Raw genomic sequence first — 22,805 nt, 5'->3', positions numbered from 1 at the left:
GACGGCGGCGCCGGCGCGGGTGGGAAACCTCCCGCAGCCGGGGCCGTCGTCGTGGTTTAACCCAAACTCCCGCCAGCCCGCCGCGGTCCGGGAACCGCGTGGCTTTGCTACAGGCGGTAGAAATGACTGGCTAAGCTGGAGCCATGAACATTCTCTTCAACATCCTGGTCTTCCTGCACGTCGTCGGGGCCGCCATGATCGTGGGCTACTGGATTGCCACGATGCGGACCCCCACCGTGCATCCGCGCCAGCGTGACGGCGCCTTCCTGCAGCTGCTCACCGGCATCGCCATGATGGGCATCCTCCCGTTCCTGCCGGACTCCAATCCGAACTACGCCAAGCTGGGCATCAAGTTCGTCATCGCCATCGTGGTGGCAGTCCTGGCGGTCATCGGCTCACGCAAGGTCAAGAACGGGCAGCCCGTCTCCACCGGACTCGCGCACGGCGTCGGTGGCCTGGCGCTGCTTAACATCGCCATTGCCACCATCTGGCAGTAAGCCCATGACGGGGAGCCGGTCATAATCCTCTGAGAGCGGACAACCCGTGCACCGGGGGTGGCTGGTCCCTAGGATGGGAAACGGTGGGGCCGGCAGCGGCTGCCGGCCCCGGATCGAACCGACGTTGAGGAGAGACATGGCTACAACACGCAACGCCCACACTGTATGGACCGGAAGCCTGACCGAGGGCTCGGGCAACACCACCCTGGACAGCTCGGGCCTGGGCACCTTCGATGTCACGTGGAAGGCCCGCACCGAAGCTGCCGGCGGCAAGACCAGCCCGGAAGAGCTCATCGCCGCAGCCCATTCAGCCTGCTTCTCCATGGCCTTCAGCCACGAACTGAGCCAGGCCGGCTTCACGCCCGAGGAGGTCAACACCAAGTCGGAGGTTGGTTTCCAGCCGGGCACCGGCATCACCGGCAGCCACCTCACCCTCAACGCCCGCATCCCCGGCATCTCGCAGGACGAGTTCCAGCGCATTGCCGAGGCCGCCAAGAAGGGCTGCCCCGTATCCCAGGCCCTGGCCGGCATCGAGATCACCCTCGACGCCACGCTGCAGTCCTAGCAGTCCCGGGCCCACCGGCCCTGCATAACGCGAAGGCCCTGTCCTTCCGGGAAACCGGAAGGACAGGGCCTTTTTGTTGTTCCTAGCGTCCCTGCGGGCGGGCCGGCAGCGGCGCAGGCAACAGCTTGCGGTAGCCGGAGCGGGCCGGCGGCCGGTCCGTGGGCAGCTCCTGGATCATCTCCTTGAGCGCCCCGATGCCGTTTTCCAGCTGGGGATCGCGACCGGCCGCGTAGGCGTGCGGCGGGTAGGTCACTTCGATGTCGGGGTCAACGCCGTAGTTCTCCACGCTCCAGCCAACGCCGCCGCTGAACCAGTTGGCATAGCGGGGCTGGGTGACTCCGGTGCCGTCCGCCAGCGCAAACCGGTTGTCGATGCCCACCACACCGCCCCAGGTGCGCGTGCCGATGACCGGCCCGATGCCCCTGAGCTTTGACACCTGGGTGATGATGTCGCCGTCGGATCCGGCAAACTCGTCAGCCAGGATGATCACCGGCCCCCTCGGCGCGTGGTGCGGGTACGTGCGCGGCTTCTCCCCGCGCGGCATGCTCCACCCGGTCACCTTGCGGCCGATCAGTTCCGCGACGAGCTGCGAGGTGTGACCGCCACGGTTGCGGCGTACGTCCACGATGAGGCCGTCCAATGCTGTTTCCGTGTCGAGGTCACGGTGCAGTTGCGCCCAGCCGTTGGCCATCATGTCCGGGATGTGCAGGTAGCCAAAGGTTCCGTTGGAGGCTTCACGGACGGTCCGCCGGTTGCCGGCGACCCATTCCTGGTAGCGGAGGCGCTCTTCATCCTTGACAGGCACGACGGCGACCCGGCGTTGGGTGCCTTCGGCAGCACCGTGCCCGGAACCGTTGAGGAGGGTCAGCTCCACCGCGCGGCCTGCCGCTCCCACCAGCTGCATGGCCGGGGTGGTGCTTTCGGACAGCGGGACACCGTCAATCGCCAGCAGGATGTCCCCCGCTTTGGCGCCTACACCGGGCCTGGTCAACGGGGAGGTAGCCAGCGGATCGGAGGACTCGCCGGCCAGGATCCGGGTGATTTCCCAGCCCTTGGCCGTGTGCGCGAGGTCGGCACCGAGGCGGCCCTGTCCACGGCTGCCGCGTTCGGTGACGGCGGCCGGACGAACGTAGGCGTGGGACGTCCCCAGTTCGCCGTGCAGTTCCCACAGCAGGTCCACCAGGTCGTCATGCGAACCCAGCCGTTCCACGATGGGGCGGTAACGGGCGTGGATGGAATCCCAGTCCTGCCCGGCCATGTCTTCGGTCCAGAAGAAGTCGCGCTGCAGCCGCCAGGCTTCGTCGAATGCCTGGCCCCAGACGCTGAGCGGGTCCAGCAGGACGCGGATCCGGCCCAGGTCAACCTTGACCAGCTTGCCCGATTCCTCGTCCGCCTTGGCGTCCGAAGGCACCACGGTCACCTGCTTGTCGGAAACCAGCACCACCTTGCTGCGGTCACCGGTCAGCCGGTAGCTGTCCACTGCATCGACCAGCGTGGTCTGCTTCCGCCGGACGATGTCGTAGCGGACCAGGCCTGGGCGGGCGTCCTTGTCCTCCTGGCTGGCCTTTCCGTCGCCGGTCACACCTGCCAGGACGGAATCGAGCCAGAGGAGTGCGCCGTCGACGGCCGCCAGCGAGCTGTAGTTGCCCTGCGGAACCGGAACTCCGATGACGCGGTGCGCCAGGCCCTCCGCATCCACTCGGACGCCAGGAGTGTCCTTCTCCCCTGCCTCGCCCTCGTCCGTGCCCTCCGCGTCCGCTTCCGGCTCCCCGCCGGCGGGGTCAACCGATGGACCGAAGGGCGACGGCGTGTCAGCGGCGAGTGCCACCAGGTACGGCTTGATGGGGCTGGGGAAGGAGAGGTCGAACGAATGCCCGTCGTACACGGGGTCGAAGCTGCGGTTGGACAGGAAGGCGAGGAACTTGCCGTCTGGAGTGAAGGCCGGTGAGGCATCGCGGAAGCGGCCGTCGGTGACGTCCACGGGGTCGGCGTCGAGCCGCTCCACAGTGGCCAGCCGAAGCCGGCTGCGCGAGCCAAAGGACGTGACGGGCTCGGACCACGCCAGCCAGCGGGAGTCCGCAGACCATGCCAATTCGGAAATACTGCCTTCACCGATGCTGGCCACCGGGCTGAGGTGGCCGCTGCGGGTGTCCAGGACGTGCACGTCGCCGAAGGAGGTCCCAAGGGCAATCCACCGGCCATCCGGGCTGGGTTCGAGGGAACTGGCGCGCGAGGGCGTGGGAACAGTGATGCCTGCCTCTACTGCGGGCGGCAGGGCCTCCGCGGCGGTGGCCGTATCCTGTGGCGCAACGTCGGCCTGCTGCTCGTCGTCTGCCGGAGCGTGTGCTGCACTTCCCGCCAGCACCGCAGCCCCGGCTGCAGGAACGGGCTGGGGCAGGCTGACCGTTTCCAGCCCCTGGATGTCCTGCTTTTCCGCGTCCGGGGAATCGGGGGCTACGGCTGGAGCGCCGGACTTGCCGCTCCCTGCCGCCACCTGGGCAGCGGTGTGCGGCACGGGCGCTGCGATGTCCTTGATGTGGATGGCTTCAACACCGCCGTGATCGGCGATGTAGGCGATCCGGCCGTCGCCGAGGGGCCTGGGCAAGCGGCCCCGCACTCCGGGCGTTGCCTCGACGATCCGGGACGGCCCATCCTTGTGCCGCAGCCAGGAAATGGTCCCGTGCGATTCCACCGCGCTGGCGGCCCCTGTTGTGTCCGGGGCAACGGCGCCCAGGTGCTTGACGGCGTCGAGAAGGGCAGGACGCCTGGTCTGCGAGGCCGAGCCGAGGGTGATATCCAGCTTTTCCGCCTCCGAGCCGAGGTCCGGGAGTACCCAGAGTTCACCGGCGGACTCGAAGATGACGCGTTTGCCGTCGGTGGCGGCGTGCCGGACGTAGAAGTCCTGGTGGTCGGTGTGCCGGCGCAGGTCTTTTCCGTCGGGAAGCACCGAGTACAGATTGCCGTAGCCTTCGTGATCGGACAGGAAGGCGATCCGGCCGTCCACCCAGAGGGGGTCGGTGAGGTTGCCGTCAAGGTCGGGAAGGAGGCGCTCGAACTCACCGTTGCCGTCGCGGTCGATCCACAGCTTCCCGGCCGTGCCGCCGCGGTACCGCTTCCACCACGCCGGTTCCCGGGACAGCACGCTCGCCAGCACCACGGGGCGTTCATCGCCTACTTCGGGTCCATACGCCACTGACTCCACCGGGCCATAGGGAAGTTCCTGCGCCCAGCCGCCTTCAAGCGGAACGCTGTAGGCGTGGGTGTGCCGGCTTTCAGCCTGGCGGAAGGCGCTGGTGACCACCACGGCGCCCCCGGCGGTGAATCCCTTGACCTTTGTAGTGCTGTGGCCAAAGTACGTGAGCTGCCTGTACCCGCCGCCGTCGACCTCTGCTGACACCACCTCCGGAGCCGTTCCCTGCACCACGGTCCACACCAGCCGCTTGCCGTCGGGGGTGAATCGCGGGTTGCGGGCAGGCAGCTGGAGCGACGAGACGCGCCAGGCACGGCCGCCGTCCAGGGGCGCAATCCACACGTCGTCCTCGGCCACGAAAGTGACCAGATCGCCGTGCAAATGCGGGAAACGGAAGTAGCTCGAAGAGGTCATCGTTCGATCATAGTCAACCCCTCCCCTGCCCCGCGGGAGGTACACAACCCGCGCTGGCGTGGTGTGATGGACCATGCACATTGTCATGGCCGGCGCCTCCGGGCTCATCGGCACCTCCATGTCCGCAGCCTTTCGCGATGCAGGCCACTCCGTGGTGACCCTGGTCCGGCGGCCACCTGCCGGCGCAAGCGAAGTCCGCTGGGATCCAGCGGCGGGCGTCCTCGACCCCTCGTCACTGGCCGGCGCCGACGCCGTGGTCAACCTTTCCGGCGCCGGCATCGGCGACAGGCCCTGGACGCGGAAGCGGGTGGAGGAGCTGTTCAGCTCCCGGTTGGGCCCCACCAGGACCTTGGTGCAGGCCATGGCGCGCATGGATACGCCGCCGAAAACCTTCATCAGCCAGTCGGCGTCTGGTTACTATGGCGACGCCGGCAATACGGTCCTGCGCGAGGACGCACCTGCACGTTCCGGCACCTTGGCGCAGATCTGCGTCGAGTGGGAGCAGGCGGCGTTGTCGGCGCCGGCAGGTGTGCGCGTGGTGCTGGCACGCACGGGGGTGGTCTTCAGCCGTTCGGGCGGAGCGCTTGGCAAGCTGCTGCCACTGCTGCGGCTGGGCGTTGGCGGGCCCTTTGGCAACGGACGCCAGTTCTGGCCTTGGGTCACCCTTCCGGATGTTTCGGCTGCCTTCCTCTTCCTCCTCGACTCCACGGTCTCCGGTCCGGTCAACGTGACCGCACCTGAGCAGGCTGACGTCAACACGATTGTCGCGGCCCTGGCCCGCGCCCTGCACCGGCCTGCCGTGTTGCGCGTTCCGGCGCCTGTGCTGCGCACAGTGATGCCGGGCCTGGGCGAGGAGCTCCTGCTGTTCAGCCAGCGGATGGAGCCGGCAGCGCTGTCATCCGCCGGTTTCCGGTGGCAGCACGGGAGCCTGGAGGAGGCGGCACGCTGGGTGACGGCCAAGGACGGCCGGGCCTAGCTGAACTGACCCCGGTTGGAGGGTGGCGGCCTTCCGCCGGAAGATGCGCCGTCCGGCAGGAATCACTGCCCGGCAAGAATCACTGCCCGGCAAGGATCTCGCTGACGCGCCACTGGCCGTCCACGGAGACCAGGACCAACCGAAGGGGCTGCGGCCGGCTGGGTTCCCCGGTGGCAAGCACACTGTTCTCCGCGTTGACCGTGCTGTAGCCGGAGGTGGCGGACACCAGCCGGACGACGGCATGGTCCCGGGTGGCACCGCCTTCCGTTGCCACCTCGGCGAGTGTGGTGGTGAAGCCGGCCAGGCGGTGCCCGGTGGGGCGGAGCTGCGAGGCGATGCGCTCATCGGCTGCAGCTGCCGCGGAGTCTGGCGCGTTCACGTCCGCCAGCAGCTCAAGCCGGCCGCTGCTGAATGCGTGGTCCCGCAGCGCCGCCAGGCCCTCCACAGCAACGGCGGGATCAGCCGCAAGGGCCTCCTGCCTGGCGCGATCAACCGGCGCGGCGGCTCCTGTTCCTCCGTCCGAAGCGGTTTCGGTCGGGCGCGCAGCTGCCGGCAGCGAACCCGTTGCGGCAGTTTCTGACCACGGCGGCTGTCCGACGGCTGACAGCCACCACAGTCCGGCAGCCGCTGCGGCGATAGCCGGCAGGAGGGCACGTACCAGAGTCCTGGCCCGGGTCCTCCGCCCGGTTACGTGCCCGTCGGCGTGTTTCCCGTGGGGGACGGCGACGGGTCTTCCAGCATGTTTCCCCTGCGGCACAAGCGCGGCTTTCTTATCGACAGGCGGCAGTTGCTGGCCCATGGGCTGGCGTTTGGACCGGCCCGCGGGCGGCATGCCGGATGACAGGGTAAAGGACAAGGCGCTCCAAGGGGACGTCGCGATGCGGCGGCGCAAAGCCTGCAGTTTGGTCCGGATACCGCCGCCCTTTGTACCAGGGGCAATGCGCCGCCGCGTCAGCAGCTCAGGCAGGACTGTGGGGTGTACGGCATCGGAGAGGTCCACCGGCTCCGGATCTGCACTGCGGTACACAGCCGTAGCCAGTGCCACTGCATTGGGGCGCAGCCGCCGGTCCTCGTTCAGTCCTGCTTCCAGGGCTGCCGCGAGCTCCTTGGGGACGCCGGGAACCAGGAGGGACAGCGGCGGGCGGTCAGCAGTACGGCCGGGTGCAGCACCTGTCAGGCAGAACCAGCCAAGCGCGGCAGCGGAGTAGACGTCGCGTTCAGGCTGCAGTCCGGCGCGGACGGCATCGACCGGGGACGGATCAAGGAAGCCGGCCGTCCCTGCAGTCTCCGGACTGGCAGGATCCCCGAGCATCCGGGCAAAGCCCAGGTCCGACAGCATGGGTTTGCCCTGCCCGGTAAACAGTACGTTCCCTGGGGAGACATCGGAGTGGGTAAACCCCTTGCCGTGAAGGTAGCCCAGGGCCTGTGCGATGGGCGTCAGGACGGTGACGGTCTCGCCCACGGTGAGCCTGCCACGGGCCGCGACCAGCCGCGCCAGGGAGCCTCCGGCAGCGTAGTCCATGGTCAGCGCCGTGCCGCCGCCCGCATCGCCAATGCGCACGGCGTCATGGGCGCTGATCAGGTGCTGGTGGTCCAGGACCGAAAGGATCCGGATCTCCCGCCGCATTTCCTCCTCGGTGATGGCAGCGCTGCCCCTCGTCCTGCTGCCGGCGGTCCGGAAGTACTTGAGCGCTACATCCCTGCCGGTCCGCCGTTCCCTGGCCAGCCACACGTCTGCGCTGCCGCCCCGTCCCAGGAGCCGGCCGACGTCGTAACCGGGGACCTCAGGTGCCTGTGCATCGTCCATGGTCCATGTCTAGCCGAATCCCGGCCCGGCTGCAGAAGTTATCCACAGCCTCGATTGCAGCAGTCACAATGGGGACGGCGGTGAGCTTGGACACTAAACCGGGCCAGCCCGGCTGCGGGGTCTAAGCTGGATGCCATGACTCTTGAGTTTTCACAGCTGGGTCTTGCCCCCAACTTTGTTGATTACATGGAAGGCTGGGATGCCCAGCGCGAACTCCATGACAAAGTTGTCGCCGGAGTTGCCCCCAGCACAGTCCTGCTTTTGGAGCACGCCGCCGTCTACACGGCCGGCAAGCTGACAGAGGACCATGAGCGCCCGTTTGACGGCACACCGGTGGTTCCGGTGGACCGCGGCGGCAAGCTCACCTGGCATGGGCCGGGACAATTGATCGCTTACCCCATCCTGAAGCTGAAGAACCGCTCCGGCATCCGGGATTATGTGGAGCGCCTGGAAGAAATCATGATCACCGTCCTGGCGGATTACGGCATCAAGGCAGAGCGCATCAAGGGGCGGGCCGGCGTGTGGATTAAGGCAGATGCCAAGGGCCCGGACCGCAAGATCGCGGCCATCGGCATCCGCGTGCTCAACGGCGTCACCATGCACGGCGTGGCGATCAACTGCAGCAACGACCTGGCACCCTACGGTCAGATCATTGCCTGCGGCATCACCGACGCCGGGGTGACCACCATGTCCCTGGAAACGGGGCGGGAGATCACGCCGGCGGACATCGTGGACCGGTTCGTAGCGGAATTCCGCAAACATGAAGAAGCATTGGTTTCGAGCCCTGAAGGAGCTCTACTGTGACATTGGCACCTGAAGGCCGGAAGATGCTGCGGATCGAGCAGCGCAATGCTGCGGTCCCGGTGGAGCGCAAACCGGAATGGATCAAGGCCAAGGTCCAAATGGGCCCGGAGTTCGTCGGGCTGAAGAACCTGGTGAAAAAGGAAGGCCTGCACACCGTCTGCGAGGAAGCCGGCTGCCCCAACATCTTCGAATGCTGGGAAGACAAGGAAGCCACCTTCCTGATCGGCGGCTCCGAATGCACCCGCCGCTGCGACTTCTGCCAGATCGACACCGGCAAACCCTCACCCCTGGACCGGTTCGAACCCACCAAGGTGGCCCGCTCCGTCCAGTCCATGCAGCTCCGCTACGCCACCGTCACCGGCGTCGCCCGCGACGACCTCGAAGACGAAGGCGTGTGGCTCTACGCCGAAACCGTCCGCAAGATCCACGAACTGAACCCCGGCACCGGCGTCGAACTGCTCATCCCGGACTTCTCGGGCAACCCCGAGCACATCAAAGCGATCTGCGACTCCAAACCCGAAGTCTTCGCCCACAACGTCGAAACCGTGCCCCGGATCTTCAAGCGCATCCGGCCCGCGTTCCGCTACGACCGCTCCCTGGACGTCATCACCCAGGGCCGGGCCCATGGGATGGTCACCAAATCCAACCTCATCCTGGGCATGGGCGAAACCCGCGAGGAAATCTCCGAAGCCCTCCGCGACCTCCACGCAGCAGGGTGCGACCTGATCACCATCACCCAGTACCTGCGCCCCTCCGAACGGCACCTGCCCGTGGACCGCTGGGTCAAACCCCAGGAATTCGTCGACCTCCAGCACGAAGCCGAAGAAATCGGCTTCCTCGGCGTCATGTCCGGCCCCCTGGTCCGCTCCTCCTACCGCGCCGGCCGCCTCTGGGCCACCGCCATGCGCAAAAAAGGCCGCGACATCCCCGCCGAACTCGCCCACATCGCCGACGGCATCCAGGACTCCGGCACCACCCGCCAGGAAGCCGCCACCCTCCTGGCCGCCCACTCCTGACCTCGGTTTCTTGAACTGGCCAAGGGCCGGACGCTGGAAGATTCCAGCGTCCGGCCCTTGCGTTTAAGTCACGTAGAATTGAGGCACTATGGCGAAATCCCCTGACTCCAGCAACTCCTCCTCCGCGGGCTCAAGCGCGGTGAAGCGCAGCATGTTCACGCGCAAGCCGAAGGAAGCAAAGGCCAAGAAGCCCAGCAGGCTCAAGCAGATCGGCGAGGTCTTCACCATGACCCGCCGCCACGACCCCATGGTTCCGTGGCTGATGCTCCTGGTCTTCCTGGGCGTTGTGGCTGTGAGCTTCCTGGTGGGCTTCTGGCTGGACAACTGGATCACCGGCCTGATCATCGGCATTCCGCTCGGCCTGCTGGCCGCAACCTTCATCCTGTCCCGGCGCGCCGAACGTGCCGCGTTCGCGCAGATCGAGAACCAGCCCGGCGCCTCCGGCGCTGCCCTGGGAACGCTCCGGAGGGGCTGGATCACCGAGGAACAGCCGGTCGCTGTCAACCCGCGCACGCAGGATGCCGTGTTTCGTGCGGTTGGCCGTCCCGGCGTCGTCCTTGTCAGCGAAGGCCCCACCCACCGGGTGAAGCCGCTGCTCGATGCTGAGCGCAAGCGCTTGGCGCGTATCCTCCCCAACGTTCCCGTGCACACGATCCAAACCGGGCGCGGCGAGGGGCAAGTGCCGCTGAGCCAGGTGGCCAAGCAGATGGGCAAGATGAAGAACGAACTGACCAAACTGGAAGTCAGCACCGTGTCCAAGCGCATCGCGTCCATGGGCAACAGGCTTCCCATTCCCAAGGGCATCGATCCCTACAAGGCCCGTCCCAACCGCGGGCGCTAGCCACGAGGACGCCCCGGTACCGGCACAGCCGGCCGCCGGGGCGTTTTTTCTTGCGCCCGGGCCTCATCCGAAATCAAGCTACGACAGGACTTAGACCATGCGCCTCAGGACATCCGTGATCCGCATCTTCCGCATCCTCGCCATCGCCGAGGCTTGCAGCTGGGCCGCGCTTCTGGTGGGAATGTACTTCAAGTGGATTGCCGGCACCACGGAGCTTGGTGTCGAAATCGCCGGGCCTGTCCACGGTGCGCTGTTCATCGGCTACGGGGTCGCCGCGCTCACGCTGTGGCGCCTGCAGCGCTGGCCGTTCCTGGTGGCTGCCCTGGCTGGCCTTTCCGCGGTCTTCCCGTTTGCCACCATCCTTTTTGAACGCTGGTCCGGCCGGCGCGGCCACCTAACAGCTTCACCAGTGGAAACGGCCGACGCTGGCCTTGAGCCCAGCCGGGCGTAGCCGAAAAGGACCCCGTAACTTGGAGTCGGTTAAGACAGGAAAGGATCCGGTGAAGGGCAGCCAGGGCCGCCGTCGGGTGGTGGCAGTCCTCTCCCTGCTCGGGGCCACGCTCTTCTGGGCGGGCAACTACGTGGTGGGCGCCGGCGCGGTCCAAAGCATCGACCCCCTGAGCTTGGTGTTCCTGCGGTGGGCCATTGCGCTGGTGCCGCTGCTGGTAATTGCCCAGGTGGTGGAGCGGCCGTCCTGGCGGTCCGTGCTGGCCGCGTGGCCCTGGCTGCTCGCGTTGAGCGTCTGCGGCCTGCTCGGCTACAACCTCCTCCTGTACTTGGCCCTGGAGCATACGGACGCGTTCAACGCATCGCTGATTAACGCGTTCAATCCGGCGCTGATCACGCTGGCCGCCGCGGTCTTCCTGCGCGAACGGCTCACCCCGCTGGCGGTGGCGGGCGTCCTGATGGCTCTGGCGGGCGTCCTGGTGGTCATCAGCGGAGGGAACGTAGGGCGCTTGATGGACACCGGTTTCGGCACCGGTGAGGTACTCATGGTGGGCGCCATCATTGTTTGGACGGCTTATACCATCACCGGCCGCTTGGCACCGAAGATTCCGCCCATTACCGCGACTGCGGTCCAGGCAGCGGTGGTCGTGGGCATTCTGGGCCCGGTCCGCTTCGCCACGGGCGGCCTGGCGCTTCCCTCGACGGGCAACGCGCTGGCATCACTGCTCTTTATCGCCATCTTCCCGTCAGTGCTGTCCTACCTGCTGTGGAACCGGGCCCTGACGGTCCTGCCTGCGGCCGGTGCGGGCGTCTTCCTCAACCTCATCACCGTCTTCACCGCGATCCTGACAACCCTCGGCGGACAGGTCCACACGATCGCCCAACTGGTGGGCGGCGCCGTCGTCATCGCCGGCGTAGTGGTGACCAACGCTCCGGCCTTCCGGCGGCAGGGACGGGCCAGGGAACGGCCGGAGGCGTAAGCGGGACCGGCTAGCGCCGGATCAGGAGCGTGTTCATGGCTTTGTCGTGCAGGCCGCGCTGGTCCGGGTCGAAGATCACGGCAGGGATCACCAGGCACAGAAGCACTGACCTGACCAGGGCCGCGAGTGGGCCAGGGGCACCGCCGCCGGGTTTGATCACAGCAATGCCCATTACGCGGTGGCCGATGCTGTAACCGAGGGTCCCCACCAGCAGGATCTGTTCAATGGCGAACACCGCCAGGGTGGCCCACGAGTCGCCGCCAAAGGCGAAGTTGCTGATGAGCAGTGCGATGCCCCAGTCGATGCAGAGGGCCACGATGCGCCGACCTGCCCGGGCGATGGACCCGGGACCGGACTCCGGGAGACCCAGCCGCTCCCCCGGATATTTCGAGATGCCGGAGGTGTCCGGTCCGCTGAGCCAGGAGCCAATATCTTTGCGATCTACCACCGTCCAAGTTTACCGATCAGGGAAGTATCGACGCGCCCACACTGTGGATGGGAGTCGACCAAAATGTGGACGGACGATAGCGTGGTCATAGCAGGGCATTCTGTAACCTGCCCGAAACAATGCGGACACGGACGGGAAATGCCGTATCCATAGGCTGTTAGCAGTTTCAAGCAATCCCCCGGCAGGTACGCGCAGCAGGGAAAACCCCGCGTTCTCCCTGCTTTTGGATTGCGCTGGATCATATGGCTTGCATGCCAGATATTTACATATGCGTTAGGAGCATAGATGTTCAAGACTGCGGACGAAGTCCTCAAGTTCATCAAGGACGAAGATGTAAAGTTCGTCGATATTCGCTTCACCGACCTCCCGGGCGTCCAGCAGCACTTCAACGTCCCCGCCAAGAGCGTCGACGCGGACTTCTTCGTCAACGGTCAGCTCTTCGACGGTTCCTCCATTCGCGGCTTCCAGGGCATCGCCGAATCTGACATGCAGCTGATCCCGGACGTCACCACCGCGTTCCTGGACACCTTCCGCATGGAGAAGACCCTCGCGCTGAACTTCTCGATCGTCAACCCGCGCACCGGAGACCCCTACCACCGCGACCCCCGCGGCGTGGCTGAGAAGGCTGAGGCCTACCTGGCCTCCACCGGCATCGCCGACACCGCGTTCTTCGCTCCCGAAGCCGAGTTCTTCGTGTTCGACAACGTCCAGTACCAGTCCTCGCCCCAGGGCAGCTTCTACAAGATCGACTCCGAGGAAGCCCACTGGAACACGGGCCGCGAGGAAGAGGGCGGCAACCTGGGCTACAAGACCCCCGTCAAGGGCGGCTACTTCCCGGTCTCCCCCACTGACAAGCAGGCTGACCTGCGCGACGCCATGTGTGTTGCCCTGGACGAAGCCGGCCTCGAGGTCGAGCGCAGCCACCACGAAGTTGGATCCGCCGGCCAGGCCGAGATCAACTACAAGTTCACCACCCTGACCCACGCTGCGGATGACCTGCAGAAGTTCAAGTACGTCATCAAGAACACCGCTGACGCCTGGGGCAAGTCCGTCACCTTCATGCCCAAGCCGGTCTTCGGCGACAACGGCTCCGGCATGCACTGCCACCAGTCGCTGTGGAACGGTGGCGAGCCGCTGTTCTACGACGAGAAGGGCTACGCCGGCCTATCCGACACCGCCCGCTGGTACATCGGTGGCCTGCTCAAGCACGCTTCCGCCGTCCTGGCCTTCACCAACCCGACGGTGAACTCCTACCGCCGCCTGGTCAAGGGCTTCGAAGCTCCGGTCAACATGGTCTACTCGCAGGGCAACCGCTCCGCCGGTATCCGTATCCCCATCACGGGTTCCAACCCGAAGGCCAAGCGCATCGAATTCCGCGCGCCGGACCCCTCCTCCAACCCGTACCTGGCGTTCGCTGCCCAGCTGATGGCCGGAATCGACGGCATCCGCAACCGCATCGAGCCGCCCGCTCCGATCGACAAGGACCTCTACGAGCTGCCCGCCGAGGAAGCCAAGGACATCCCCAAGGCTCCGGGTTCGCTTGAGGAAGCACTCGAGGCACTGCGCGAGGACAACGAGTTCCTGCAGGCCGGCGGCGTCTTCACCCAGGACCTGATCGACACCTGGATCGAGTACAAGTACGAGAACGAGATCCGCCCGCTGTCCCTGCGCCCGAACCCCTACGAGTTCGAGCTCTACTACGGCGTCTAGTCTGCGGCCTGCCCCGCAGGACTGCTGAGACCGCGAAGGCGGCCACCGGTGCATCCGGTGGCCGCCTTCGTTGTGTCCGGCCGCCGTCGCGGCGAACAGAGGCGTTAAGGTGGGGGCCCGCCTCCAGACGTGCTGAGACCGGGAGCCGGACCCCCTGACGAATGCCCCCCGAGACGAAGACTTATCCAGCCTTCCCCCCAACAAGGTTGGAGAACACCGCCAATCCACATAATCGGGCAAACGCTTGCTGAGCGCAATGCCGGCACGGCGGGTTACGTCAAACGCGTTACTGCTGCGGGGTGGCGGGGAAGCTGTGGAACATGGTTCGCTGCGGTCCCGCCGTGCCGCCCAGGTACCGTCCTGCGTCGAGAAAGCCGGACCGGCGGTAAGCGGAAAGTCCCGCAGGGTTTTCCTCGTTGACGGAGAGTACGACGCCGGTCTCGCGGCTTTGGTCCCGAACGGTGAGTTTGCGGGCTGCCTCCACGGCCGCTGCCGCTGCCAGGGTCCCCAGCCCCTTGCCCTGGTGCCGCCGGTCGATGAGAAAGCCACGCAGCAGCCAGGCCGACTCGTCGTCAGGCCAGCCGGCAAGCCCCGCGGCCCCCGCCTGCAGCGTCAAGAGGCCGACAGCGGCACCCCCGGCCTCCACGACGTAGGGCCGGCGTGATTCTTCTGCCAGTCCTGCCAGGGCCATTCGCAGCGGGTCGCCCACGAAGCGGTCCTGGCCGGGCAGCAAGGACATGTCCGCGATGGCGCCGAGCTGGATGGCGCGGGCATCGGCGTCCAGGTCCCGCAGCGGGATGAGCCAGACCCAGTCAACGCCCATAGAAGACACGCTCGAAAACAGCCCGCGCCCGCCGGCTCACCCGCAGGTAATCCTCCTCCAGCGCGGCTGCATGCCCGGGCTCATACCCGCACCAGCGTGCCACGGCCTCCAGGTCACGGCGGGAGGAAGGAAGAAGGTCGGAGGCCTTTCCGCTCCAGATGACATTGGCGGACCGGATGCGGCTGGCAAGCCGCCAGGCATCCCCCAGCAGCCCGGCGTCGGCAGCATCCAGCAGGCCGAGGTCCGCAGCGGCGGCAAGGGCCTCCAGGGTGGACGTGGTCCGGAGCTCCGGATGCTTTCCGGCGTGCTGGAGCTGGATCAGCTGGACCAGCCACTCGACGTCGCTGAGGCCGCCGCGTCCCAGTTTGAGGTGCCGTGCGGGGTCGGCACCGCGCGGCAGCCGCTCAGACTCCACCCTTGCCTTGATGCGCCTGATCTCGCGTACGTCCTGCTCCGACACCGATTCCGGGTACCGGATTGGGTCGATGAGGGAGAGGAAGTCGGCGGCCAGGGTGTCGTCGCCTGCCATCGGCCGTGCGCGCAGCAGGGCCTGGGCTTCCCAGATGAGGGACCAGCGGCGGTAGTACTCCGCGAAGGAGTCCAGGGAGCGCACCATGGCCCCGTTCTTGCCCTCGGGCCGTAGGTCGGCGTCCATCTGGAGGACGCGTTCAGCCATGATAGCCGGCTTCAGCGGCTGGGTGAGCAGGCTGGACACCTTCGCCACGATGCGCGCGGCCTGTTCCTGGGCTTCGGCGTCGGAGAAGCCGGGAAGGGCACGGTGGACGTACATGACGTCGGCGTCCGATCCGTACCCGATCTCTCGGCCGCCCTGGCGGCCCATGGCCACCACCAGGACCGTGGTCTTGAGCGGCCCGCCGGCGGAGACGATGCCTTCCGCCACCCGCAGGGCTCCCAGGACAGCCGCCCGGTCCGTGTCCGCCAAAGCCCTGCCTACCTGGTCCTGGTCCAGGAGGCCAGCCGAATCAGCGATGGCGATGCGCAGGATTTCCCGCCGGCGGATCAGCCGGATGAGGCGCATGGCGCTTTCCGGGTCCGAGTGCCGGGACATCTTGGCGGTGATTTCCTGCCACTGCGCTTCGAAGCCCAGCGGCAGCAGGTCCTTGTCCTGTCCCAGCCATGCCACGGACTCCGGCGAGACCTCCAGGAGGTCTGCGATCAGCCGGGAATTTGAGAGCATGTGGCACAGGCGCTCTGCGGCGGCATTGGAATCGCGAAGCAGGCCGAGGTACCAGTGCGTGGTGCCCAGCGCCTCGCTGATGCGGCGGAAGGCAAGCAGCCCCGCATCGGGGTCCACGCCTTCGGCCAGCCAGTCGAGCAGGATGGGCAGGAGCTGGCGCTGCAGGGCGGCGCGGCGGCTCACGCCCGCTGTGAGCGCCTCGATATGCCGCATCGCTCCCTGCGGATCGCGGTATCCCAGGGCGGCAAGCCGGCCCTGCGCCGCCTCGGGGGTCAGCCTGGCGTCCTCAGTGCTGAGCTTGGCCGCCGAGTTCAGCAGTGGCCGGTAAAAGATGCGCTCGTGCAGTTCGCGCACCGAGCGCTTGGTGCGCTGCCACGCGGAAAGCAATGAGTCCGGGGTGGGCCGTTCGTTGGAGAACGGCCCCAGCACGGCCTTGGCCAGGGAGCGCAGCGCCGGCTCGGCCACCGGCATGAGGTGGGTGCGGCGCAGCTGGAACAGCTGGATGCGGTGTTCCAGCAGGCGCAGGTAGCGGTAGGCGTTGTCGAAGGCTGCGGCGTCGGAACGGCCGATGTAACCTCCGGCCGACAGCGCGGCGATCGCGGAGGTGGTGTCCCGCCGTCGTAATGACTCGTCTGCCTTGCCGTGCACCAGCTGGAGCAGCTGCACGGTGAATTCGACGTCGCGCAGGCCGCCGCGGCCCAGCTTGATCTGGCGCTGCTCCTCAGCGGCGGGAATGTGCTCGGTCACCCTGCGGCGCATCGCCTGGACGGACTCAACAAATCCCTCCCGGCCCGCGGAATTCCAGATCAGCGGCGCCACGGCATCCTCGTAGGCCCGGCCCAAAGCGGCATCGCCGGCGATGGCACGGGCCTTGAGCAGCGCCTGGAACTCCCAGCTTTCCGCCCATCTGGCGTAGTACGTTTCGTGGGATGCGAGGGTGCGCACCAGCGGCCCGGATTTTCCCTCGGGCCGAAGGTTGGCGTCCACCTCCCACAGGCCGGGTTCCCTGGCAACAGAGGAGATGGCGCGGGAGATGCCGCTGGCCAGGGCGGTGCCGATGGTGTTGGCGTGTGCGTCCTCCAGGCTGCCCGGGTCCACCACGTAGATGACGTCGACGTCGGAGATGTAGTTCAGTTCCCGGGCTCCGCACTTGCCCATCCCGATCACAGCCAGGCCGACATCGGCGACCTCGGCACGGCTGTGCTGCTCCGCCGCTTCGGCCCGGGAGACGGCCAGGGCGGCCTCGATGGCGGCCGCAGCCAGGTCCGCCAGCTCACCGCCCACCGACGGCAGGAAGTCCAGCGGGTCCGCGGCGCACAGGTCCTTGACGGCGAGGTCCACCAGGCCCCGGCGGTAGGCCGTGCGCAGGGCCGCGTAGGCCTCCACCCCTGTGGTGGCGGCAACGGGCCTGCCGGCGCGGGGATCTGCCCCGACGGACTGCAGGAGCGTGGCGCGCAGCCGGTCCGGGTCGGCCGGCAGCGGCTCTGGACTGGCCCGGACCCGGAAGGCCTCCAGGTGCTCCGGGTGCCGGATGAGGAACTCCCCCAGCGCCTCCGAGGCGCCGAGGACCCGGTACATGGGCTCGCTGGCCTCCGGCTCGGCGGCGGCCAGGTCGCGCAGCTGCGGATGCTTCTCGATCAGCCGGACCAGGGACTGCAGGGCAGTATCCGGGCTGGCCGCCAGCTGCAGCCCGGCAAAGAGCCTGTCCTGGTCCAGTCCCTCGAGTTCGCGCGCGGCCAGGAAGCGCTCGCCCTTTTCCAGGTCGCTGAATCCGGCCGCGATGAGGCGGCGCGCCAGGCTCACGCCCGGCACCTAGAGAATGCCGAGGTTGCGCTGCAGCTCGTAGGGCGTCACCTGCAGCCGGTAGTCCTGCCATTCGGCGCGCTTGTTGCGCAGGAAGTGCTCGTAAACCTGTTCACCCAGGATCTGCGGCATCAGCTCCGAGTCCTCCATGGAGCGGATGGCGTCGTGCAGGCTTGCCGGCAGCGGATCGTGGCCCATGGCGCGGCGTTCGGCCGAGCTCAGCGACCAGACGTCGTCCTCGGCAGCGGCCGGCAGGTCGTAACCTTCCTCGATCCCCTTGAGGCCGGCGCCCAGCAGGACGGCGTAGGCCAGGTAAGGGTTGGCGGCCGAATCGATGCCGCGGTACTCGATCCGGGCCGACTGGCCCTTGCCGGGCTTGTACAGCGGCACGCGGACCAGCGCGGAACGGTTGTTGTGGCCCCAGCTCAGGTAGCTGGGCGCCTCGCCGCCGCCCCACAGCCGCTTGTACGAGTTCACGAACTGGTTGGTGACGGCGGTGAACTCCGGGGCGTGCTTGAGAATGCCCGCGATGAACTGCCGCGCGGTCTTGGAGAGCTGGAACTCGGCGCCGGCCTCGAAGAAGGCGTTGCTGTCACCCTCGAACAGGGAGAAGTGCGTGTGCATGCCGGAACCGGGGTGGTCCGTGAACGGCTTGGGCATGAAGGTGGCGTAGGTGCCCTGCTGCAGCGCCACTTCCTTGATGACGGTGCGGAACGTCATGATGTTATCCGCGGTCTGGAGCGCATCGGCGTAGCGGAGGTCGATCTCGTTCTGGCCGGGGCCGGCCTCGTGGTGGCTGAACTCCACCGAGATGCCCACTGATTCCAGCATGGTCACGGCGGTGCGGCGGAAGTCCTGGGCCACGCCGCCCGGGACGTGGTCGAAGTACCCGCCTTCGTCAACCGGCACCGGAGCGCCGTTGGGGCCCGGCTCGTGCGACTTAAGCAGGTAGAACTCGATTTCCGGGTGGGTGTAGCAGGTGAAGCCCATGTCCGCGGCCTTGGCCAGGGTGCGCTTGAGCACGTTGCGCGGGTCCGCCGCGGAGGGTTCGCCGTCAGGGGTGAGGATGTCGCAGAACATCCGCGATGTCTGTTCGGTCTCGCCGCGCCACGGGAGGATCTGGAAAGTGGCGGGATCGGGCTGGGCCAGCATGTCCGATTCAAACACCCGGGCCAGGCCCTCGATGGAGGAGCCGTCGAAGCCCAACCCTTCCTCGAAGGCGCCTTCGACTTCTGCCGGCGCCAGCGCCACGGACTTCAGCGACCCCACGACGTCGGTGAACCACAGGCGTACGAACCGTACGTCGCGCTCTTCGATTGTGCGCAGGACAAACTCTTGCTGGCGGTCCATGATGGCCTCTTCTCCGGTCAACGTCCATGCTCCGGGCCCATGCAAGGGGAAAGCCGGCAGCAGTTCATCAACACTGTACTAATCATTCTGCGCCGATGCCGAAGCCTGCGCCGTGCGTAACACAGCATTAACCTTGCGACGCCTTGATCCTGCCTTTAGTCCACCCCGGGTCCCGCTCCCGGCACCACTGCTGCCGGCAGCCGCCCCGCCCATGACACACATCACTGCTGGCGGGCCGGGGGGCGCGGTAGCTAGGACGGCCGGTATCGCATTACGCTCATCCCATGGCCTCCAACAGCTCCGACTCCAGCGCGTCCGCAGAAGTACCCGCCCCCTACGGCAGCGGCCCCGGCCTGCCCGCCCCGGCCGAACGGAAGCCGGCGAAGGTCCGCGTCCACCACCTCCAGCAGGCCAAGCGCGACGGCACCAGGTTCGCCATGCTTACTGCGTACGAGCAGTACACCGCCGAGATTTTTGATTCCGCAGGCATCGAAGTGCTCCTGGTGGGAGACTCGGCCTCCAACAATGTCTTTGGCAACGAGACCAGCCTTCCGGTGACTGTGGATGAGCTGCTGCCCCTGTGCCGCGCGGTGGCACGGTCCGCCAAACGCGCGCTGGTGGTGGCGGACCTGCCCTTTGGCAGCTACGAGGTCAGCGCCGAACAGGCCGTGGCAAGTGGCGTGCGGTTCCTGAAGGAAGGCCTGGCGCACGCGGTCAAGATGGAGGGCGGGAAGTACTACGCACCGACGGTCCGGGCCATGGTGCAGGCGGGCATTCCCGTCATGGCGCACATCGGCTTCACCCCCCAAAGCGAGCACGCCCTGGGCGGGTACCGCGTGCAGGGCCGCGGCGACGACGCCCAGCGGCTCATTGAGGATGCCCGCGCCCTCGCTGACGCCGGAGCGTTCTGCGTGCTGATGGAAATGGTGCCGGCAGAGACGGCCGCAGCGGTCGATGCGGCCGTGGACGTCCCCACGGTGGGGATCGGCGCAGGCAACGCAACCACCGGGCAGGTCCTGGTCTGGCAGGACATGGCCGGGCTTCGGGGCGGCCGGATGGCCAAGTTCGTGAAACAATACGCGGACCTGCGCAACACACTGCTCGACGCCGCCACCGCCTATGGCGACGACGTCCGGTCAGGCGAGTTCCCCGGCCCGGAACATTCCTTCTAGGCCGGCACTCACCCGTTCAGTCGTCGTCGCCCTTTTCCCAGGCCTCGTTGCGTGCCTTCACCTTCTCCAGCGCGTGTTCGGCTTCTGCCCGGGTCTTGTACGGCCCAATGAGCTGGCTCCAGTCCGACAGCCGGTCCTCTTCCACCTCGTGGGTTTTGATGTTGAACCAGTACTCAGTCATCGTTGCTCCTTGTTCCGGCGACAGGGGAAGCGCGAGGTGATCCACGTAACACAAACACTTACGCGTGCCTCCGCCGCTTGTCGGTTGTTAGGCGTTCTGCAGTGCCTTATATGATCAATCTATGCCTTCCCTTGCCTCGACTGCACCCATTGGCACCCTCACCCCGGGTACCTTGAGTCCGCAGCGTCCCGTCCCGGCGTCCATCCCCCGTCCGGAGTACGTCGGCAAGCCCGCGCCGGCCAAGTTCACCGGCTCCGAGGTCAAGTCGGCCGAGACCATCGAAAAGATCCGGATCGCCGGGAAGATCGCAGCGCAGGCCATCGTGGAAGTGGGCAAGCACATCCAGCCGGGTGTCACCACGGATGAGCTGGACAAAGTGGGCCACGAATTCCTGCTGGACCACCATGCCTACCCGTCCACCCTCGGCTACCGGGGCTTTCCCAAATCCCTGTGCTCCTCGCTGAACGAGGTCATTTGCCACGGCATTCCGGACAGCACGGTGGTCCAGGACGGCGACATCCTCAACATCGACATCACCGCGTTCATCAACGGCGTCCACGGCGACACCAACTACACCTTCCTGGTGGGTGACGTGGATGAGGAATCGCGGCTTCTGGTGGAGCGCACCCAGGAATCGCTGAACCGCGCCATCAAGGCGGTGGCGCCGGGCCGGGAGATCAACGTCATCGGCCGGACCATCCAGTCCTACGCCAAGCGCTTCGGCTACGGCGTGGTGCGTGACTTCACCGGACACGGAGTGGGCGAGGCCTTCCACACCGGGCTGATCATCCCCCACTATGACGCCGCCCCCGCCTACAACACGGTGATCGAAACCGGCATGGTGTTCACCATCGAACCGATGCTCACCCTGGGCACCGTGGAGTGGGACATGTGGAGTGACGACTGGACCGTTGTCACCCGGGACCGCAAGCGCACCGCCCAGTTCGAGCACACCCTGCTGGTCACCGAGACCGGTGCCGAGGTCCTCACCCTGCCGTAACCTGTCCCATGCCCCAGGGCATGGCTGCCGGTGCAGACCGGACAACTGTTTTGGGCCCAGCCGGCCCCTTTTCCTGCCCGCCCCTGTCAAGAACGGAATCCCATTGGCCAACAAGGACGAGAAGTCGCACAAGAACGCACCGCTGATCGGCATCGACATCGGTGGTACGGGCATCAAGGGCGGCATTGTCGACCTGAAGAAGGGCAAGCTCCTGGGCGAACGCTTCCGCGTGCCCACTCCCCAGCCTGCCACCCCGGAGGCGGTCGCGGAGGCCGTGGCCCTGGTGGTGGCCGAACTCTCGGCACGCCCTGAGGCCCCGGAGGCGGGCTCCCCCGTCGGTGTGACCTTCCCCGGGATCATCCAGCACGGCGTGGTCCACTCCGCTGCCAACGTGGACAAGAGCTGGCTGGATACGGACATCGACGCCCTCCTCACCGCCCGGCTGGGCCGCCCCGTGGAGGTCATCAACGACGCCGACGCAGCCGGCCTGGCCGAAGCCCGTTACGGTGCGGGCGCCGGGGTGTCCGGCACCGTCCTGGTGATCACCCTTGGCACCGGCATCGGTTCCGCGTTCATCTTCGACGGAAAACTCGTGCCCAACGCGGAGCTGGGCCACCTGGAAGTTGACGGCTTCGACGCCGAATCCAAGGCGTCCGCCGTGGCACGTGAACGGGACGGGCTGTCGTGGGACGAGTACAGCGTCCTGCTGCAGCGCTACTTCTCGCACGTGGAGTTCCTGTTCTCGCCGGAACTGTTCATCGTGGGCGGCGGCATCTCCAAGCGTGCCGACGAGTACCTTCCCAACCTCAAGCTGCGCACGCCGATTGTTCCGGCCGTCCTGCGCAACGAGGCAGGGATCGTGGGGGCTGCGCTGGAAATCGCGCTGCAGCACAAACTGGCGAAATAGGAGTGGTGCCGGTGGCGGCTGCGGCTTCCCCTCCGCTGCCGCCACCGGAGTCTAGAGGGGGCTCTTCTCGGAGCTCTTGGCGCCGGCCGCGCCCTTGGCGTCTTCCTCGGCCTCGTGGCGCAGCAGGGCAATAGCCGTTTCAAAATCCTCGAGGGACTCGAACGCCTGGTAGACGCTGGCGAAGCGCAGGTAGGCCACCTTGTCCAGCTTCTGCAGCGGTCCGAGGATCACCAGCCCAACCTCGTGCGCGTCGATCTCGGCGGCACCGGAGGCGCGGATTTGCTCTTCCACTTCCTGCGCCAGCATGGCGAGGTCGTCCTCGCTGACGGGGCGGCCCTGGCAGGCCTTGCGGACACCGTTGATCACCTTGCTGCGGCTGAAGGGTTCGCCCACGCCGGACCGCTTGATGACAGACAGGCTGGTGGTTTCCACGGTGGTGAACCGGCGGCCGCATTCGGGGCACTGGCGGCGCCGGCGGATGGCCGAGCCGTCATCGGCCATGCGGCTGTCCACAACACGGGAATCGGGGTTGCGGCAGAACGGGCAGTACATGGCGTTCCCCCTTTTCGGTTGTGGTGTGCAACGTCAGTGAAAGCCAACAGCACCGCCGGGGGGCGATGCCGTGGCAACTTTCAGTTTACGGGCAGATGTGGGGTAATAACAATCCTGTAATTAC

The 22,805-nt window shown here is 66.9% G+C and carries 20 protein-coding genes; 12 read left to right on the top strand and 8 right to left on the bottom strand.

Annotation, left to right across the window (positions count from 1 at the left end):
• The first annotated feature begins 143 nt into the window (after positions 1-143).
• Positions 144-497, top strand: a complete 354-nt coding sequence (locus LFT49_RS08720; RefSeq protein ID WP_236802052.1) for a hypothetical protein — start codon at positions 144-146, stop codon at positions 495-497.
• Positions 498-633: 136 nt separating this feature from the next.
• Positions 634-1,062 (top strand): OsmC family protein, encoded by a 429-nt coding sequence (locus LFT49_RS08715; protein ID WP_236802051.1) that lies wholly within the window; start codon positions 634-636, stop codon positions 1,060-1,062.
• Positions 1,063-1,144: 82 nt separating this feature from the next.
• Here LFT49_RS08715 and LFT49_RS08710 read toward each other — a convergent pair whose 3' ends face one another.
• The gene (locus LFT49_RS08710; RefSeq protein WP_237430258.1) at positions 1,145-4,666 is read right to left on the bottom strand and encodes a S41 family peptidase; all 3,522 of its coding nucleotides are present in this window, start codon (positions 4,664-4,666) and stop codon (positions 1,145-1,147) included.
• A 73-nt stretch (positions 4,667-4,739) separates the two neighbouring features.
• Here LFT49_RS08710 and LFT49_RS08705 point away from each other — a divergent pair, with 73 nt between their 5' ends.
• A complete protein-coding gene (locus LFT49_RS08705; RefSeq protein WP_236802049.1) occupies positions 4,740-5,642 on the top strand; it encodes a TIGR01777 family oxidoreductase in 903 nt (300 codons plus the stop codon).
• Between the two features lie 79 nt (positions 5,643-5,721).
• Here the strand turns inward: LFT49_RS08705 and LFT49_RS08700 are convergent, their stop codons facing one another.
• Positions 5,722-7,449, bottom strand: a complete 1,728-nt coding sequence (locus LFT49_RS08700; RefSeq protein WP_236802048.1) for a serine/threonine-protein kinase — start codon at positions 7,447-7,449, stop codon at positions 5,722-5,724.
• A gap of 135 nt (positions 7,450-7,584) precedes the next feature.
• Between LFT49_RS08700 and lipB the strand changes: the two genes are divergently transcribed.
• The 5 genes from lipB (at position 7,585) to LFT49_RS08675 (ending at position 11,537) form a co-directional block, all read left to right on the top strand.
• Entirely contained in the window at positions 7,585-8,253 is a 669-nt protein-coding gene (gene lipB, locus LFT49_RS08695) for a lipoyl(octanoyl) transferase LipB (protein WP_236802047.1), read from the top strand.
• Complete coding sequence (gene lipA, locus LFT49_RS08690; RefSeq protein WP_236821796.1) at positions 8,250-9,269, top strand: lipoyl synthase; 1,020 nt, start codon at positions 8,250-8,252, stop codon at positions 9,267-9,269. Before lipB ends, lipA begins: the two co-directional genes overlap by 4 nt.
• An 88-nt stretch (positions 9,270-9,357) precedes the next feature.
• Positions 9,358-10,110, top strand: a complete 753-nt coding sequence (locus tag LFT49_RS08685) for a DUF4191 domain-containing protein (protein ID WP_236802045.1) — start codon at positions 9,358-9,360, stop codon at positions 10,108-10,110.
• Positions 10,111-10,207: 97 nt separating this feature from the next.
• Positions 10,208-10,561: a DUF3817 domain-containing protein gene (locus tag LFT49_RS08680; RefSeq protein ID WP_236802044.1), complete on the top strand. Its 354-nt coding sequence runs from the start codon at positions 10,208-10,210 to the stop codon at positions 10,559-10,561.
• Positions 10,562-10,580: 19 nt separating this feature from the next.
• Entirely contained in the window at positions 10,581-11,537 is a 957-nt protein-coding gene (locus LFT49_RS08675) for a DMT family transporter (RefSeq protein WP_237430257.1), read from the top strand.
• A gap of 10 nt (positions 11,538-11,547) precedes the next feature.
• On the opposite strand, the gene LFT49_RS08670 is transcribed toward LFT49_RS08675, so the two are convergent.
• Positions 11,548-11,985 (bottom strand): RDD family protein, encoded by a 438-nt coding sequence (locus tag LFT49_RS08670; RefSeq protein WP_236802042.1) that lies wholly within the window; start codon positions 11,983-11,985, stop codon positions 11,548-11,550.
• Between the two features lie 285 nt (positions 11,986-12,270).
• On the opposite strand from LFT49_RS08670, the gene glnA (LFT49_RS08665) reads away from it, so the two are divergent.
• Complete coding sequence (gene glnA / locus LFT49_RS08665; protein WP_142134301.1) at positions 12,271-13,695, top strand: type I glutamate--ammonia ligase; 1,425 nt, start codon at positions 12,271-12,273, stop codon at positions 13,693-13,695.
• Positions 13,696-13,981: 286 nt separating this feature from the next.
• Here the strand turns inward: glnA (LFT49_RS08665) and LFT49_RS08660 are convergent, their stop codons facing one another.
• From LFT49_RS08660 to glnA (LFT49_RS08650), 3 genes are read right to left on the bottom strand one after another with little or no spacing between them, the layout of a single operon-like run.
• A complete protein-coding gene (locus tag LFT49_RS08660) occupies positions 13,982-14,518 on the bottom strand; it encodes a GNAT family N-acetyltransferase (protein ID WP_236802041.1) in 537 nt (178 codons plus the stop codon).
• Positions 14,508-17,519: a bifunctional [glutamine synthetase] adenylyltransferase/[glutamine synthetase]-adenylyl-L-tyrosine phosphorylase gene (locus LFT49_RS08655; RefSeq protein ID WP_236802040.1), complete on the bottom strand. Its 3,012-nt coding sequence runs from the start codon at positions 17,517-17,519 to the stop codon at positions 14,508-14,510. The genes LFT49_RS08660 and LFT49_RS08655 overlap by 11 nt, the downstream gene beginning before the upstream one ends.
• 9 nt (positions 17,520-17,528) lie before the next feature.
• Positions 17,529-18,869: a type I glutamate--ammonia ligase gene (gene glnA / locus LFT49_RS08650; protein WP_141160830.1), complete on the bottom strand. Its 1,341-nt coding sequence runs from the start codon at positions 18,867-18,869 to the stop codon at positions 17,529-17,531.
• Between the two features lie 284 nt (positions 18,870-19,153).
• On the opposite strand from glnA (LFT49_RS08650), the gene panB reads away from it, so the two are divergent.
• Positions 19,154-20,041 carry a 3-methyl-2-oxobutanoate hydroxymethyltransferase gene (gene panB, locus LFT49_RS08645; RefSeq protein ID WP_237430256.1) on the top strand — a complete coding sequence of 296 codons (888 nt, stop codon included), beginning with the start codon at positions 19,154-19,156 and terminating at the stop codon, positions 20,039-20,041.
• 16 nt (positions 20,042-20,057) lie between these two features.
• Here panB and LFT49_RS08640 read toward each other — a convergent pair whose 3' ends face one another.
• Positions 20,058-20,222, bottom strand: a complete 165-nt coding sequence (locus tag LFT49_RS08640) for an SPOR domain-containing protein (protein WP_110544584.1) — start codon at positions 20,220-20,222, stop codon at positions 20,058-20,060.
• Between the two features lie 121 nt (positions 20,223-20,343).
• On the opposite strand from LFT49_RS08640, the gene map reads away from it, so the two are divergent.
• The gene (map, locus tag LFT49_RS08635) at positions 20,344-21,222 is read left to right on the top strand and encodes a type I methionyl aminopeptidase (protein ID WP_236821790.1); all 879 of its coding nucleotides are present in this window, start codon (positions 20,344-20,346) and stop codon (positions 21,220-21,222) included.
• A gap of 103 nt (positions 21,223-21,325) precedes the next feature.
• The gene (gene ppgK, locus LFT49_RS08630) at positions 21,326-22,129 is read left to right on the top strand and encodes a polyphosphate--glucose phosphotransferase (RefSeq protein ID WP_236802037.1); all 804 of its coding nucleotides are present in this window, start codon (positions 21,326-21,328) and stop codon (positions 22,127-22,129) included.
• A gap of 51 nt (positions 22,130-22,180) precedes the next feature.
• On the opposite strand, the gene nrdR is transcribed toward ppgK, so the two are convergent.
• Positions 22,181-22,681, bottom strand: coding sequence for a transcriptional regulator NrdR (nrdR, locus tag LFT49_RS08625; protein ID WP_236802036.1), 501 nt, complete (start codon positions 22,679-22,681; stop codon positions 22,181-22,183).
• Between the last annotated feature and the right edge of the window lie 124 nt (positions 22,682-22,805).

Source organism: Arthrobacter sp. FW306-06-A (assembly GCF_021870055.1).
In the GTDB taxonomy this organism is placed as follows: domain Bacteria; phylum Actinomycetota; class Actinomycetes; order Actinomycetales; family Micrococcaceae; genus Arthrobacter.
Note: the sequence above shows the minus strand (reverse complement) of the source record. Positions and strands in the feature narration are given on the sequence as shown.

What these genes read in the sequence shown, in the direction of transcription:
- LFT49_RS08720 (WP_236802052.1), top strand. Translation starts at nt 144, where the DNA reads ATGAACATTCTCTTCAACATCCTGGTCTTCCTGCACGTCGTCGGGGCC.
- LFT49_RS08715 (WP_236802051.1), top strand. Translation starts at nt 634, where the DNA reads ATGGCTACAACACGCAACGCCCACACTGTATGGACCGGAAGCCTGACC.
- LFT49_RS08710 (WP_237430258.1), bottom strand. Translation starts at nt 4,666, where the DNA reads ATGACCTCTTCGAGCTACTTCCGTTTCCCGCATTTGCACGGCGATCTG.
- LFT49_RS08705 (WP_236802049.1), top strand. Translation starts at nt 4,740, where the DNA reads ATGCACATTGTCATGGCCGGCGCCTCCGGGCTCATCGGCACCTCCATG.
- LFT49_RS08700 (WP_236802048.1), bottom strand. Translation starts at nt 7,449, where the DNA reads ATGGACGATGCACAGGCACCTGAGGTCCCCGGTTACGACGTCGGCCGG.
- lipB (WP_236802047.1), top strand. Translation starts at nt 7,585, where the DNA reads ATGACTCTTGAGTTTTCACAGCTGGGTCTTGCCCCCAACTTTGTTGAT.
- LFT49_RS08685 (WP_236802045.1), top strand. Translation starts at nt 9,358, where the DNA reads ATGGCGAAATCCCCTGACTCCAGCAACTCCTCCTCCGCGGGCTCAAGC.
- LFT49_RS08680 (WP_236802044.1), top strand. Translation starts at nt 10,208, where the DNA reads ATGCGCCTCAGGACATCCGTGATCCGCATCTTCCGCATCCTCGCCATC.
- glnA (WP_142134301.1), top strand. Translation starts at nt 12,271, where the DNA reads ATGTTCAAGACTGCGGACGAAGTCCTCAAGTTCATCAAGGACGAAGAT.
- LFT49_RS08660 (WP_236802041.1), bottom strand. Translation starts at nt 14,518, where the DNA reads ATGGGCGTTGACTGGGTCTGGCTCATCCCGCTGCGGGACCTGGACGCC.
- glnA (WP_141160830.1), bottom strand. Translation starts at nt 18,869, where the DNA reads ATGGACCGCCAGCAAGAGTTTGTCCTGCGCACAATCGAAGAGCGCGAC.
- panB (WP_237430256.1), top strand. Translation starts at nt 19,154, where the DNA reads ATGGCCTCCAACAGCTCCGACTCCAGCGCGTCCGCAGAAGTACCCGCC.
- LFT49_RS08640 (WP_110544584.1), bottom strand. Translation starts at nt 20,222, where the DNA reads ATGACTGAGTACTGGTTCAACATCAAAACCCACGAGGTGGAAGAGGAC.
- map (WP_236821790.1), top strand. Translation starts at nt 20,344, where the DNA reads ATGCCTTCCCTTGCCTCGACTGCACCCATTGGCACCCTCACCCCGGGT.
- nrdR (WP_236802036.1), bottom strand. Translation starts at nt 22,681, where the DNA reads ATGTACTGCCCGTTCTGCCGCAACCCCGATTCCCGTGTTGTGGACAGC.